Origin of the sequence: Dictyobacter aurantiacus, from assembly GCF_003967515.1 — a bacterium.
Taxonomy (GTDB): Bacteria; Chloroflexota; Ktedonobacteria; order Ktedonobacterales; family Ktedonobacteraceae; genus Dictyobacter; species Dictyobacter aurantiacus.
In genome coordinates this window covers 1,621,617-1,637,139 of the sequence record NZ_BIFQ01000002.1, presented here as the reverse complement: position 1 = coordinate 1,637,139, position 15,523 = coordinate 1,621,617, and the positions used below count along the sequence as shown (strand labels likewise).

The following is a 15,523-nucleotide window of genomic DNA, read 5'->3' as shown; positions in this document are numbered from 1 at the left end:
ATTTTCATCGCGCAAGCCACTCGAACAATAGGCATATGCTACACGCAGGTCTTAGCACATACAACGGCAGCAGGTATCCTGTGCCTCGTTCTGTGTGCGAGTACGCCAGTATGGACATGGGGAATGCATCCAGGATCCCTTCTTTTGCTGCTGTGCATGGGATGCGGGCTCGGGCTGGTCAGTAGCCTGACCAACCTCAGCTTGTATCGGGCCCTCGCCCTCGGCCCACTGGCCCTGATCTCACCGGTAACGGCGAGTTATGGGTTGATCACCATGGCTCTGGCTGTTCTCCTGCTCCATGAGATCCCCTCGCCCTTTGTGATTATCCTTCTGCTGCTCGTCGTCACCGGCATGATTCTGACTATCAGCACCGCAGCGAAAGAGCATGTTGCGTTCCCACGTCTGATGCCCTCACGTCAGATGCTCACATTTGTGGTGCTCGTCCTGGGTCTGACGGGAGCAGCAGCTACGACGTTGTTTGCCATGCTCTGCTGGTTGGGCGTGAATATGTGGTTTATTTGGTTCTCTGTTCTCACCGAAAGCATCTGTCTCCTGCTCGCCTGCGGCTTGGCGCTGGTGCCGATGCTGGAGAGAGGACAGTACAGGTGGTCCGACAATCAACAGCAAAGCGGCGTATTCTTTGGCATCGGTGCGATGCTTGGCTTTGGCACCGAATATTTTTTGCTCAGCCTGGCGACACGCCATCTGGGACCCATTCAACCGATCATGGCTTCACGCCTCTTCTCCGCGCTCTTTTTATTCATCTACGCGCGATACCAGCACGTTGCTGGTTGGGGAGAAATTCAGCTCAAACAGTGTGGTAGTATCGCCTTAATTGGTCTCTGCGATGTCATCGGCACCGTCTCCTATGACATCGGCTCACGTGAGAGCACCCTTATGGTCGCCGCACTCTCCTCCCTCTATCCTCTACTCCCATTTCTGGTGGGTGTGGTGTGGTATCGCGAGCGCATAAAGTTGCCCCAATGGGCTGGTACGGGCATGATAGTATGCGGAATGGTTGGGTTATCACTCTTTGGAAAGTAGGTCACAGTATGATGGTATCTTCGTTTGAGTATCCCTCTGTAGTCATGCCTTCCAGGGAAGAAACTACGAAGCCGATTTACATGATGTACCTCCTGAGTACATTTGCACTCTGCCTCGGGATCGGCTGTCTCCTCATGCTCCCGCTCGCTCCACACTATCGGCTGGTTGGTACCCACTACTGTGCAGCGCTATTACCCCTGCTGTTCACGTGGTGGGGAATCATCATACCAGTTGTGACCTATTGGCTTTTCCAGCAGTATGTCTCCACTTATTGGGGAGAGGCTACTACTCCACAAATATATGACACGGCCCCTGAGCCAGGAACAGGCACGCTCAATTTTCTAGCACTCCACTTGGCGCGCCAATGGTCATTTGCAAACCATCAAAAATACGACGAACGCATTCTTCACATGATGCGCCAAGAAGAAGCACTCGAGGCCATGGCGATAGCGACTGGAATGGATAAGAAACGCATGGCTTTGCCTATGTTGAGTTCTAACTCGGGCACAGTACGAACTGCTTTACTCCAGTGGTTCGGAGAGAAACAACACAAGCGGGCGCCACCACAGATTTCGCTCAGGCAGCCCATCAGTTCAATACTCTAACACAATTAATCTTTCATATGTGGTCATCTACCAATGACAACAAGGAGCTGCTAGCCCTTGACAACAGACACGCAGGTGTTTACTATAGGTATCTGCATATACCACGATACTTCGAATGGATCTTGCATGTTTTCGTGAAGGCACTGCAATGATGGGATCGGCAACAGGTGTTCAAAGCCCACCGAACCGCAATGAACGGGCGACATGGCACCCAAGAAGACGGCCTCTTTCTCCTTCTCCAGGAAGCGGCAGAGGCCAGATGGTGGATCATGGCCTCGTGTTGCGTCTCACCTGTGAAGCACAAGCGAGATCTGAAAAACCAGGAAAGCATAAAGGCACGCACGATGAAAACCGCACACCGGATCAGAATGAACCCCACACCCGAGCAGGTGGACTATTTGAAACGTGCCTGTGGCACCAGACGGTTTGTGTACAACTGGGGCCGCGAACAATGGGAGAAACAGTATCAGGCGTACAAACAGGAGCAGGAGACGACGCCCCAAGCGCAATGCGTGCTCAAAGCTTCGAACGCCTTCGCCCTCAAGAAGCAGTTCAATGCCATTCGCCATGACGCCTATCCCTGGACGGGTGAGGTCACTAAGTGTGTGGTGGAAGGGGCCTTCGATGACCTGAAGAAGGCCTATGACCATTTCTTTGCGGGCCGGGCAGCCTATCCCCGCTTCAAGAAAAAGGGAAAAACGCACGAATCCTTTTATCTCTCCAACGACAAATTCACCGTTGGCAGTCACTAAATCTCAATCCCAGGGTTGGGGCGCTTCATCCTGGACCAACGTCACACCACCAAGGATCGAGGCAAGCTCCTGCGCCCCCTGGGAACGGTCAATCTGGCAGAAAAGCTGCGCTTTGTCCAAGCGGGGAAGGCCACTAGGCCAACGACAAAGCGACATCGGCGCACACAGGTCCTTTGTGAAGACCTGAAGATTCTGGGGGCAACCGTCTCCTGTGAAGCCGGTCAGTGGTATGTATCCATCCAACTCGACATCCAAAAAGAGCGCTCGCCTACGCCCGTGCCCGTCGTGGGGGTCGATGTAGGCATTACGCACGCTGCGGTGGTTTCTGATGGGAGACGGCTCCAGAACCACAGGCCGTTGGCATCCCATCTCAAGAAACTCGGCAAGTTGCAACGTCAGATCTCCAGGAAACAGAAGACGAAAGACCTGGAAACCGGGCGAACCATCTTCAGCAAGAACTATGAGAAGCAGCGGCGCAAAGTGGCGCGCGAGCACCAGAAGATCGCCAACATCCGTCGGGATGTGCAGCACAAGTTCACGACCGAATTGGCGCGCACCTGTGGAGCGGTTGGCATCGAAGACCTCCATGTGGTGGGGATGATGGCCAACCGGAAGTTGTCGCGTGCCGTGGCGGATGCGGCCATGGGGCAACTCTTGCAGTTCCTGCAGACGAAAGTGGAGAGCGCGGGAGGCGATCTCTTCATCGCTTCACGCTGGTTTCCCTCGACCAAACGCTGCTCGTGTTGTGGGCATATCAAAAAGCGCATGCCCCTCAAACACCGAACCTATGTGTGCCAGATCTGTGAGTTGGTGATCGACCGGGATATGAACGCGGCGTTCAACTTGGCCTGGTTCGCGACCGACATGCTTTGCCAACGTCATGCGTAACGTTGACCGTCCTGGGTAGTGGTTACGACCGGACGCTAAAGCGCCTGTGGAGCCTATGTGAGACCGAAACGAGGGAGCTGATCCAAAGGTCCTCGTGCTCTGGCAACTGGCGATGAAGCAGGAACAACTGACCGCTCACGCGCGTCTTGCACACGTTTGAGTATGAGAATGGTAGCAAGGAAACGATGATGCTTCATCAAACAGTTGTTTTGATTGTCAGAGGAGGTACGGATAATTATATGTTGCTCCCCCTCCCAAATTCGCACTCCCTTGATCGAGAATCTGTCACTGCGTTGCTCAAGGGGATGCTGCGCCGAGCAAAAGAGAGTCGTTCTTAATAGTTCGTCGCTGCCCAGTACGTTCGCTGAAAGTATCTAGGGCGAGAATATGTGTTCTCGCCCTGGATACTTTCAATTTATATCAACGGCGTGATACACAAACAGTACTCTTATCGTATATTATATACTTGTGGTTTCTTTGTAACTATAGTTTACTCAATCATTCCTATTCAACTAGCGCGCTTTCAAACTTGTTATGTAGTTCTTGGCGTGCTTTTCAAACTGAAGAGATAGTCATCCTTATAAAGAAGATCCGGACGAGGATAGAAATTTGGGCATAACTCAGAGATCTTACTTTTATTCCTTTCCCTCATTGGAAAAGAATCTGGACGGATAAGGATTTGAGCGAACCAGCTCAGATAGCTCTCTTTGATACTGATCGGAGTGAAACATGGATGTTCCTGAGCAAGAACCAAAACCACAGCGCAAACGCAAGAACAGAACAAAAAAAACGAGCGGAGAAGTAACACGATCAGGCATAGATCCCTCATCGGCCAATCCGGATGAAGGGGCTGATGCGAGCGATGCACAGGGTGAGAAAAGACAGAGTGATTCGAAGGCGCATCACCCACGAAAGCAGAAAAAAGTGGAATCTCCGGCTAAAGGAACCAAGCAGCCATCTGCGGGGGATAGTCATCCGGCACAGACCATGCCCATCATACCAGACTCGCGTGTAGAAGAAATACCACAAGAAATCCTGACTCCTTCACCGAAAGAAGAAACGCTTCCTGCATTGCCACCACCGCATCCCGTCATTGAGGCACATAAAGCAGAAAAGGATGTAATACATGGTCAGGGAGGCATCTCCATTCGCGAACACGTTTTGCGCAACTTGTCCAGGGGATTGGGATGGTTTATCAATGCGTTTGCGACGGCGATTCTCTCTGTTCTGCTGGGTTTTGCGCCGCCAGTTTCTGATGTTCCTCTCCTGGATTTTATTAAGAGCCATAAGCTAACGGTGCTGGTTATTTTATGTGTTGTTGTCTTTCTCACAATGGTTGCGCTGCTCGCTTTCTATGAGCGTTTCCAGCCAATGGATGCTCTCCGCAAAGCCATGGGGACTGTGACCATTGTTTCTATGCTGAGTTGCGGCCTGTGTCTCTCTTTGCTCTGGGTCACTCTGGCCCGTCCTTCCTGGTGTTTGACTTCACTTTCTTCGCTCTGCCCGGCCTCAAAGACGATTGTAAAGCCACTTACCTCAACGCGGGGATCACACGATACGAACCTGGATGCCTACTTCATCAGTTTTCAAAGTGCAACCTATGCTATTGCGGGCAATCCTCTCAAACCAGATTATATTCCGAGCAGTGGGAATCCTCGCAGTATTGGGGTCGTACCACTCGATACCAAAGCGCCTTCCACTCCTTATACTATCGCGGTCGGCGTGCATAGTCTGTCTACAGGAGGATACAGCGTTGTGATTGATAAAGTGGCCCTGCTCGTGACGAGGGTGAATGTGGTACCAGATCCACTGAATGTCTATGCTGCTGGCCTTTTTACTACATACACCTCCACCAATCCGTCTCGTTTTGTGTATCGAGGCCAGCACGTTTCTCAGATGATCCCTGACACCTACTCCAATAGCCCACTTCCACGTGTCATATTGGGTGCCGGCGAATCTGATCAGATTGATGCCGCATTCGAATCAAGCGTCCCGGTGGATATACAGTTTCGCATCCAGGTAACATATCATATTCTTACCCACGAAGACGCTCATTCGCTTACGCTACCGCAAGTGTTTGAGGTCGTTTTCTCCAATGTTTCTACCTGGCGCACATATCAATTGAATCTTGCCAATCAGAATTTTGTTTCGGCACCATGACGATGCTATTAAGGAAGGTACTAGAAAATAGGTAAGAGATTGAAATCACACTGATTATTCAACCTCTCACCGTGTTCAAATGGGAGAGCCATTTAAAAGCAAATAGCTCCATTGGTTACAGGGACAAACGCTTTTCCCTGGAGTTGATAGCAACCGAAATGATCGTCAGGAGCCATGACAAAAGTTTCCTTCCATTGGGGGAGATCAATCACTTTGTTGGTTTCCTGTGGCGTATTGATCACAACCTCCGGCTCAATCGTATAAGTAAGTGCCAGAGAAAGATTGTCCGGCATGAAACGAAACTGAAGAAAGGCTGTATCTTTGGGGACAATGGTTTGCTCTTTCGGAGCGGCTAGCGTAGTGGATTGTCCCTGTACGACCGTACCAGCATGACCTGAGCCAAAAAAGAACATATATGAGATGGGTTGTACCTGGCCTCCAAGCCCGGGGCAGGTACCACTATCTATTTCAGGATGGACTTCGCGGAGGACAGAGCAGTAGTCGACCAGTCTGTATTGTGTATCGGCTGCTGTTGGTTCTGCTAACAGTTTCATGCGTAATTGGACGAGCTGAATTGGCTGTTGCCCGATGTTGGTTATCTCCCAGCCGGTTGGGCAATTCTCGAATTGTGGTAGAAGCATGCTGGGGCTGCTCGTAGTAGAACCCCCATCTATCTGCGTGAGCGTTTGAGGTAGAGGCATGCTGTCCCCATTAATGTAATAGTTATACATCTCTTGCAATTCGTCTGTTGTGTACGTGAGGCGGTTGGTTGACAGTGCAGTTCCCAGACAACTGCCTTCTGAACTCCGAAAGAAGGCGCTGGTGCTTATGCCTCCGGAGATGGTGAACAAACCCGGTATCGTCAATTGGGATGCCCCACTAGAGGTTGTCGAAGGAGCAGTCGCTTTGGCCTGTTCAGTTTTGCCGGGTTCACCAGCGGTCGCCGAAGGAGCTGTGGCCCTGCTCTGTGCGGTTTTGCTCGGCTCACTGGAATGTACTAATTGGCGAGATGATCGCTGGGGCCATGGTAGATGGCCGATAGCAGCACCATAGACCCAACTTCCCATGACGAGGGTCATGATGAGCACGATCGTCATGGCTATTGTAGGGGGAGATAATCGTATCTTTCTGTTTTTATAATAGCCCTGTTGCCCCACAATCCTTGTTTTGCCCTGTATGATTTGCTCTTTGATTTGACGTAGCAACCGCCTGGAAGATAATGGCTGGCGTTCACCGGGAATGCTTTGGGCCAATTGTTCCTGGGGCGCTTTCGTGTTTTCCGCTAATGCTTTGATCCGCTCTTCCTGTGAGGTGTTTTGAACTTTCAACAAGGTAATCTGCTTTTGTTGCTGTTCGGTGAGTTCCTTGAGCATGATGATTTGGTCGTGCAATTCAGTGTGTTTCTCTAGCAAGCCGATCTGCTTTTGCTGTTGCTCGGTGAGTTCCTTGAGTAAGGCGACTTGCTGTTGGAGCTCTTTTTTCATTTGCTGAAGTTGGGCCAACTCTTCTTCTAGCATACTTTGTGTTCTCCATTGTGATAGTGCTTGTGCTACTATCTACACTAGTCGAACGGTGCATGATAGTGATAAATACGTAAAGAACATGCGTATGTATGTATGCTGACTCCTCATATAAAGGGTAAAAAGCAGAAACATTAACGAGCCACCGAATTGTGAAACAATTAGATCTTTGCTTGTGAAAAATACAAGGACCGTAAAAATGCGCGACAGGAACATCACTTTTTGTCGACATCATTTGCACCTTCCGTGCAATAAGTTTGTTTGAACTGTGAGTCATTTCTTGCTTGTAGCTGCATATTTTTGGATGGTATTATCGCAACAAATGAGACTACACCCCAGCCATCTACTAAAACTAGTATACGTTAGCATCGCCTTTCTTACAAGTTCTGCACAAAGGCACTGGCTGACTCACCTGGATAATTATTAAGCTGAATGTACTATGTATCATTAGAAGAAGTGCATCTGCTCAGGACCCGACTCAGGCTCTTCGGGCTGCCAATTGAGAGGAGACAGGGGGATACGGGCTCGCACGCGCTGGAAGAGTTGGTAGTAGATCTCGGGCGAAAACCCGTCCTCATGGCTGATACCGCACAGTCCCTTGGGACAGATACGGAAACTGGTGGGTATCTCCTGAACCAGCGCGCCACTGCCTCAGTTGAGAGTATCGCGTAAAAATGATGTTAGTCCCATTATTATGCCTCAGCAGGTTTTCACCTGCATCTGCTTTCCTTTAACTCTAGGCCGAAGAACGCCAAAGAGTTGGCCTATACCAAACTTTATATCAACGCGTTACGCGAATGCCACGTCGAGTTAGAAATCCAGCGCCAGGTGATTGCTCATCCCTCACCCAGCCGGGCCAGGATGCCCCTGTCTTTTAAGCGGGGGAGGAAGGGCCGTTCCTTCTGTCGAGGTGGATTGGGCGGCGGGATTGGCATAGCCTTCTCCTTTCGCGTAACTATAGCCATCTGAACGGTGGAGATGACGGAAAAAGCGCACATCCAGCCCGGCAATACGCCCACGCCGGGTGGTGATATCAAATGAACCCGTCGCGCGCACCAGGACCCGGCCCACATAGATCCCCTGTTTTTTGCCTCTCGTCACGATAGCCCTGGTGATATCGCCCGTCTGGAAGCCCTGGACGTTTTTCGGCCCTTTGGGGGCTGAGCACGGCAGACTGATCGTATTGACGTTGCGCATGCGCCGGCACCCATGCCCGCACGCCTCAATGCGTAAGGGATGCACTCCTGCCACCTGCAAGACGTCGGGCGTACTGGCCCCCACGCATGCCGCATCAAGCCAGTGCGTTTTCGGCAAGTTGCGCATGACCCGGTTGTATTTGGTGCGTCCCCCGCTGCCACACTCGATCGGCAGCCTCACCGCTTTCAACCGCTCGAGCAACGCCAGGCGTGTGGCATTGACGGCGGCAGCATCCTTCAACGGAGCTTTCGCCTGTGCCTGGATGCGTTTCAACACCTCGGGCTTCTTCTTGAGGAACACAGAGAGATCCAGCGTACCTTTCTTCCTGTTGCAGGCTTCGCACACCAGCGTCAAGTTGCTCACGCAGTTGCTGCCTCCCTTGGCGCGTGGCACGATATGTTCCACCTGGAGCGGAACCCCTTCTTTCCCGCAATAGGCGCATTTCCGCTGCCACTTTTCCAACAGGTATTCGCGGGTCTCGTAGCCTGCGAGGGTGCCTTGTTGGTACTGCGTGCCGCTGATTTCTGGATTGTCCATGGCTTGCAAGTCGAACCGGACTAGCTCCATGCTGATCGCCTGGATGGGAGCCAGACGGCGCACGCGCTCGACCCAGGTAACCACATTGTGGATGCGGCTCAAAAGCGAGGGGGGCAACCAGCCTTGTGGTCGCCTGCGATTGCGCCAGCAGGGAGCGCGGTAGCGGGTCTTGCGTTGGCGGCGTCCCCGCCGGACTCCTCTTCGGGTGTTGAGGCTCTTCGTGATCTGCTGCCCCCGGTGGGACAACTCTGCGGCAAAGACCACCACCCCGCTCTCGTCGTTGACCAGCGCAAGACCGGTGGTCTTGCTGCCAGGATCGATCTTGAGGCGCAACGATTGCGCCTCCTGGGCAGGGACACCCCCTTTCAACATGATGGTAAAGGGATAGCGCCGCCACACAGCGGCGCGCCCCTGCTTTAAGAGCAGGCAAGCATGCCCAGGATGGACCGGGGCACATGGCTGTTTGTTGGTATCCACGACAAACACGTGTGACATCGTAACTCCTGGTGCTCCTTGCGGAGCCTCCGCGTGCGCGGGTAATGGTGGCCTCGACAATGTTGGAAGCGGTTTGTTTGCCAGAGGCACTGACCGTACCCTCGATCTGTTTAACTACTGGCCGTAGAGCGGTGGGCTGGCCTCGCACCCACCGGTACCTAATGTTGTATTCGCCTCCAACGGAGCCCTTTCGGGCCAAGTCTGCTCATGTTGCGGTCGGAAAATGGCGGGGCGTGCATCAATCGCTCGGATTGCTACATGCCCCGGTTTTCAAACCAGGGTCCATGACTACATCTCGTTTGGCTTTGCTCAATTCTGATCAAATCATGCCACGCAATCACTATACGTATAACAATATGCGAGCAACGGTCGCTCATCGCAAGTACGAGAACTTCCAAATCACAGAAAAGTAAGAGTTGTATCCCTACAAACAAACGGGTGCTCCACACCCCAGGAAATAGAGGCACCCATTTGTTTGTGACACCTTTGAGCATCGGTAACCTTTCTAGTACATCAGCATGTTTTCACGCTTGCTTCACGGAGAAGGTCGCCAGTTGCTCGATCTGCTGATGAACCCATATGCTGCCTTGCTGTGTGGCATTGCCAGTGTAGACATCGTTGGTCAGATTCGCTAAATCGTCCAAAAGCGTCTGGGCCACCGATTGGTGGAGCTGCTCATCGGACATGGCAAGCAGCACTTTGGCATCGTGTCGCGCCTGCTGGAGCATCTGGATGATCCCATTGATCGCGGTAATGATGGTTGCGGCGTTCTGCTTTTGCTGCATCGTGACACCGGGAGAGGTCGTTATGCTCGTCAAGTGGGAGGTGATATGAGGAAAGTATCCTTCTAACGCTTGCGTTTGCGTAACATCGATGAGACCGATGCGAAGGAGCTTTGGATCAACAAGTAAGGGTGTCCCTGCTGACACATCCTGATAGACATACGCCGTTCCATCGATGTAGTCCAGGGTACGAATAAGCTGCCGACGCATAAAGGACACATCAGCCTGTCCCCAATCATCACGCGCCGATTGCGTCCACTCGATGAGCTTCCCGCAATGCTTATACTGCCAGTAATCAAGCCCCGAGTGAAGCCCCAGTGCTTCCAGAGTTGGATCCTGGACCAACAGGTGTCGCAGGTGATCGAGCAGGCTATAATGGTGGCTATCACTGGGAGAGGGTGTTTGCGCAATAGATCCTACAGAGCGCCATACATGGCTATCCGGCGAAGGTGCAATTGGTGGAGCACTCTGGCTTTCCTCTGTAACCAGGAACTGGCTATAGCTGGCCAGGAGATTACGATGCCTTGGATCACGATAGGTCAGTTCTGCCACCCCACCGTGGGGAAGAAGCATTCCCAGCAAGAGTGGACGCCCATCACTCACGTTTTTATCACCGAGTAGCCAGGCGTAATAGGCATTCCCAATTGTAGGGCTGCTAAGATGCTGCAATGCAAGATGGACCTGATCACAGACGCCACTTGTCCCCTCTTGATTATAGATGCGACTACTTTCAAATGCGACCTGTCCAGTAACCTGGGATGCCAAAGGTGGGGATTGGCTGAGAGCGGCGGGAATCGATTGCTGCTGCACAAACACAAAAAAGGCGGCTGTCAGGAGCGTCAACAGACTTAGAGCGACAAGGAGCAGTTTCATCGGCCTCTGTGATACCCGTTTCTGCTGGAGGAGTTTTGTCTCGTGCACTGTTGGTGCTGGCTGAGGAAGATGTGGATCCAGATGCTGTTTATCAATAGCTTCTGGCTGAACGTGCGCGATGTGATCTGTAACATCCTCAAGAGAGGAAAAAACCAGCGAAAAACCGTTCTCCTTTGCCCATTGTCTGGCCAATCTATCCTCCTCAGGAATGACAAGAAACATCTGCTTCTTGTTTTGGGCATGGAGCTCATGAAAATCATGCGCTCGACCAAAGGCACATCGCTGTGCCGCGATTCCTGAAAGGACAAGAAGCAGGTTCTGAGATGGTAGTGCCTTCACTATTTCCAAAACCGTTGTGAGCTGATCCCGACGGTCAACCTGAATAACATGCAGTTTTTCCTGCATATCTGCCTGTGTCATACTCCCCCTCTTTTCTATATCAGGATCTGAGAACGTTCCGATTCAATAGACACCGCTGAAGGAGGAAGAGGCGTTCGTTGAAAACGCTTCAGCATATATCCTGTCTCCGTGACAGCGACAACATCGATGCCCAAACTGCGCATTTTCAATCGTGCGCGCGAGAGGGCTCCTCGCATAGGGCGAACGCATTCATCCCAGCGCCCCTCTTGTTGTGCCTTGTGAAGACGACGACGGGAATTATCAATATCCTGAAGTGTAGTCTGCCCTCCTGCATATGATGCAAGCAACTGTTCATAGGGGCAGTAGTGGGGATAGCATTGCAGGAGAGGGATCAATAAGCATATTTCACTGACGGTAAATTGCTGCTCTTCTAAAAGATCTGGTCCTGGGGTCAGGAGAGATACTGTTCCTAACTGAGGATTGAACACAAGCATATGATCTGTTTCGAGGAGGCCTGTGAGCCGAAATGACAGCATTTCATTGGGTCCTGACTGATAGCGTTCCTTGCGCGCCAGGTGAACCATTACATTTTTTCTCCTTTCCTGGTACGAGACAAGGCGGCTCGTATCCATACAACGCACCAACCCTGGTCTCTGGAAAAATCTCTTACACCGAATCTGGATAAAACGATAAACACATATACCAGAAGAACGTAAGCGAGAGAGAATGGTCGAAAGACGACATACTGGTAACTACTCAATAGGACATAGGCGGGAAATCCATGTACTGATGCAGGGTCGCACCATGTCCAACACTATGAGCATCTCTACACAATGGAATGGCTCTGTGCATATCCTCTAAAGATACATAATCAGCATACAATCACTGTAGCATAGATATGATGCATATGTCAACGCATTTTGGTGCATTTTGGAACGCGAAATGATGCATGAAGATACATGTCCAATAAGAGTGGCAGAAACTATCATCTGGCTGAAATCGAAGACGTTTTACCTGTAAAAAGACAGTCATTTCCGGTATAATAAGCATGTAAAAAGAGAAGCTTATCATTGATGAGCAAAACGTCGCATCTATCGGGAACTGTTGACGATAAGGGCTTTAGCCCGCCGCAAGCCTCCGTCTCTTTAGAGCGTGCGGTTAGGCGTGTTTAGGCTTTCGCCCGTGGTCCCTTCGGGCCTGACTTGCGTGGTTGAGCAAGAAATGCCTCAAGAGAATCGGTATAGATCAACCAGTCTCTTGCAAGTTGAAAGCCTTCCAGTTTCCCTTCCCTGAGAAGGTAGGTCATATAACTTGTGCTCAAGCCGGAGCGTTGAGCGGCTTGTGAGGTGGTAAGAAAAGGTCTGTTTGGTTGCATACATAGAGTATACCACGAATGATTCATGCTTGACAAATCATAAGCGCACATGATATAATTTTTTTAGAACAAATGATTTTGAAAGGAGCCAGGAATGGCAAAGGCTACAACCACCATTCAACAAACCTTGACCTATCAGCCCCATCATGGCGACTGGCTTGCCGCTAATCAGGCTCTTTTCAATCGTGTGGCCTCTTTTTATTTTGACGTCATCCAGGCACATTGCAACGTGCTTGATCATCCCAATAAAGAAGCCCTGACCATTCTTGAATTGCTCACCCATACCACACAACGCAATTCCAACCCGGTCATGCCTCTTTCTGATATTGCTGAAGATATTCCTGCCTATTTTCGCCGAGCGGCAATCCACGCAGCCCTGGGTTCTGCTCACTCATTCCATTCTCACCTTGAGAAATGGAAACAGCGTAAAGAGAAGGCCATAGCCAAAGGCAAGACGTTTCATGTGCGTCCACCTGTTCCCCCTCGCGCATGGAATAAATCAGTCACACTCTATCAAGGCATGTGGAAAGATCGCACTGACAATAGCATCATGATCAAAGTGTGGACCGGGACATGTTGGAGCTGGATCAACGTTCGCATAACAGGGCGTGAACTGCCTCTTGATGCTGAATTGGGAAGCCCTCAACTCATTCGAAAAGGAACGCAATGGTGGTTACATACCCCGGTTGAAAAACAATTTCAAAACCCTGGAAAAATTGAAAAGCAAGTCACCACCAATCTGGAAACAAAAATCTGTGCTGTAGACCTTAATATCAGTGAAAACATTGCGGTGTGTACCGTCCAAACTGTCGAAGGTACGATCCTCGCCACGAAATTTATCAAAGGTGGTGATGAGATATCCGGCTTTAGGAAGCGCCAGTTGGGCCGTATTGCACGCAACCGACGCAAGACGAGCATCATTGCAAAGGGTGAACAAGATAACATTGCCCTTTGGAAAATGATTCGCCAGGTGGATGAGCAATGCGCCCATCGTATCAGTGCACGCATTGTTCAGTTTGCCAAGCAACATGAAGCGAGCATCCTGGTGTTTGAACACCTGGGGAATCTTCGACCTGCAAAGGGGATGTATAGCCGACGGGGCAATACCAAACGGGCCTATTGGATGAGGGGACGCATTTTTACGTATGCCAAATACAAGGCGTATAACACAGGCATTGTTACCAGTAGGGTGAGTCCAAGAAATACCAGTAGAGAGTGTGCATATTGCCATAACCTGATTGCTCGCTACAATGCAGGCAAGCCAGCAGAAGGGTACACGCCTGGTGCTCCCCTTGCTGCTTGTGGTGCATGCGGAATGAAGGGCAATGCAGATAGGAATGCGAGTCTGGTGATCGGTCAACGTTTGATAGAACGATATCACCCAAAGGAAAAGCCTCAAGCTCTTCGGAGAGTATCGAAAGATACAGGTGTTATTGTCAGCCAGGATGCCAAAAACAAAAAGGAACCATCTATTCCTTCCGTCAGGCATGCAGACAGTAACGAGCATGGCACCGCTCAAGATGTAGTGTTCAGGATGGATGAACATGCATCAGATATTCCTACTCAACTACGGTTATTCAACGAGTAGTCCCTATGGGACACATACCCAGAATGCCGCGTATAGTGGAGTGTTAGAAGCTACGGGGTTTTAACCCCTGCGGAGTGTCACGATATGAAAAGCATGTTTTATGCTCAAAGCAAAATATCATGCTTACCGAGGACTATATGACAACAGAGAAAGCAGCCTGGCGTCGATATCTTGATGATCTCTTCCGTCGTCTGTCACCGGCGGAAAAACAACGCCTGTATGCAGAGGTTGGCGTTTCCCGTACCACAATCCAGCGCTGGAGAAATGGTGAGAATACGGCTGAGCCTTCACATGTCCATCGACTTCTCAATGCGCTTCCTGAACCAGAACGTCATCAACTGCGTCTTCTTATGCAGGAAGACCCGACACTGCAGGTGCCGGAAACACCGCCACCTATCGAAGTGGCGTCCGATCACATTCCCCTGCATGTGTACGAAGATGTCCTTCATCTAGCCCGCCATGCTCCTGATCAATTCTGGCTGCTGGGAGGAACCATTGTATTTCATGCACTCACACAATTAGAAGCCACCGAGCAAGCAGAACTTGAGATCGTGATTGCTGGTTGTATGCCACCAGGGGATGATGGGAAAATCAGATCCCTGAGAGCCCTGGGCGTGAGAGGCACTGCGCCCCGGCGAACGGATTTTCATACAAAAGAAATGCTTTTTGGCATAGAATCCCTGGCAGGATACGCAGCAATGCAACGACATAGCATGCTCGTTCCAGATACACAGGATCCAGGTACGGCGCTCCCGCTTCATAGCCTGGAACATGAACGCAGTTGTGCAGCAGTACCATTGATGTGGGGAGGCAAAATCGCAGGGGCCCTGCTTGCGACAAGTAACCTGCTCCATTTTTTTACAGAGGAAAAACTGAGGCTGCTGGAGAGATATGCAGATCTGATGTGCCTCGCCTTCTCTCACCAGGACTTCGTCGACGTTTCCTATCTGGACCTCGCCACGCTCCCAGACTGGCAGATACAACAAACTTACTTTCGTTTGTTTCGCCAACGTGTAAACGAAGAATATAAACGGTCAGTCCAACATGGATCGCTGCAAGAATTAGCACATGTAGAAGTCACAGTGCGTCAGAAAATTGAAGGGGAATTGCTTCAACTCACACCTCTTCCTTCACGCCTTGAAACCATAGAAGGATGAGGGATCCCGACTCCTCATCATCCATGGTGCAAGAGAGAGACAATGAACAGACAGAAGCATAGCGAACTCGGACATATACTACGAACGTTCGTTAAGGAGAGTCAGGATTCTTTTGAGGATTATGATTATCTGGTATTGGCGCAAAGTATATTCAGATATATTGAATTGAAGTCGGAGAACAGCAGCCTCC

General features: G+C 50.8%; 10 protein-coding genes and 1 pseudogene. 6 read left to right on the top strand and 5 right to left on the bottom strand.

The window, feature by feature from the left end; all coding sequences use genetic code 11:
* The first annotated feature begins 123 nt into the window (after positions 1–123).
* The 4 genes and pseudogenes from KTT_RS31380 to KTT_RS31365 all read left to right on the top strand — a co-directional run bounded on the left by KTT_RS31380 (position 124) and on the right by KTT_RS31365 (position 5,449).
* Positions 124–1,044, top strand: a complete 921-nt coding sequence (locus tag KTT_RS31380) for an EamA family transporter (protein ID WP_160146264.1) — start codon at positions 124–126, stop codon at positions 1,042–1,044.
* 8 nt (positions 1,045–1,052) lie between these two features.
* Positions 1,053–1,649 carry a hypothetical protein gene (locus KTT_RS31375; RefSeq protein WP_126601605.1) on the top strand — a complete coding sequence of 199 codons (597 nt, stop codon included), beginning with the start codon at positions 1,053–1,055 and terminating at the stop codon, positions 1,647–1,649.
* A gap of 344 nt (positions 1,650–1,993) precedes the next feature.
* Positions 1,994–3,289, top strand: a pseudogene (locus KTT_RS31370) (RNA-guided endonuclease InsQ/TnpB family protein).
* A 924-nt stretch (positions 3,290–4,213) separates the two neighbouring features.
* Positions 4,214–5,449 carry a hypothetical protein gene (locus KTT_RS31365; RefSeq protein ID WP_126601604.1) on the top strand — a complete coding sequence of 412 codons (1,236 nt, stop codon included), beginning with the start codon at positions 4,214–4,216 and terminating at the stop codon, positions 5,447–5,449.
* Between the two features lie 92 nt (positions 5,450–5,541).
* On the opposite strand, the gene KTT_RS31360 is transcribed toward KTT_RS31365, so the two are convergent.
* The 5 genes from KTT_RS31360 to KTT_RS37830 all read right to left on the bottom strand — a co-directional run bounded on the left by KTT_RS31360 (position 5,542) and on the right by KTT_RS37830 (position 12,588).
* Positions 5,542–6,966 (bottom strand): coiled-coil domain-containing protein, encoded by a 1,425-nt coding sequence (locus KTT_RS31360; RefSeq protein WP_126601603.1) that lies wholly within the window; start codon positions 6,964–6,966, stop codon positions 5,542–5,544.
* An 846-nt stretch (positions 6,967–7,812) separates the two neighbouring features.
* Positions 7,813–9,198, bottom strand: a complete 1,386-nt coding sequence (gene iscB / locus KTT_RS31355; RefSeq protein WP_126601602.1) for an RNA-guided endonuclease IscB — start codon at positions 9,196–9,198, stop codon at positions 7,813–7,815.
* A gap of 524 nt (positions 9,199–9,722) precedes the next feature.
* Positions 9,723–11,273 (bottom strand): hypothetical protein, encoded by a 1,551-nt coding sequence (locus KTT_RS31350; RefSeq protein ID WP_126601601.1) that lies wholly within the window; start codon positions 11,271–11,273, stop codon positions 9,723–9,725.
* 14 nt (positions 11,274–11,287) lie between these two features.
* Complete coding sequence (locus KTT_RS31345) at positions 11,288–11,797, bottom strand: hypothetical protein (RefSeq protein ID WP_126601600.1); 510 nt, start codon at positions 11,795–11,797, stop codon at positions 11,288–11,290.
* Between the two features lie 584 nt (positions 11,798–12,381).
* Positions 12,382–12,588: a helix-turn-helix domain-containing protein gene (locus tag KTT_RS37830; protein WP_160146263.1), complete on the bottom strand. Its 207-nt coding sequence runs from the start codon at positions 12,586–12,588 to the stop codon at positions 12,382–12,384.
* Between the two features lie 94 nt (positions 12,589–12,682).
* Here KTT_RS37830 and KTT_RS31335 point away from each other — a divergent pair, with 94 nt between their 5' ends.
* Together KTT_RS31335 and KTT_RS31330 are read left to right on the top strand one after the other, a co-directional pair.
* Entirely contained in the window at positions 12,683–14,176 is a 1,494-nt protein-coding gene (locus tag KTT_RS31335) for a zinc ribbon domain-containing protein (RefSeq protein ID WP_126601598.1), read from the top strand.
* Positions 14,177–14,295: 119 nt separating this feature from the next.
* On the top strand, positions 14,296–15,333 hold the full coding sequence (locus tag KTT_RS31330) for a GAF domain-containing protein (RefSeq protein WP_126601597.1): 1,038 nt from the start codon (positions 14,296–14,298) through the stop codon (positions 15,331–15,333).
* Positions 15,334–15,523 lie beyond the last annotated feature (190 nt).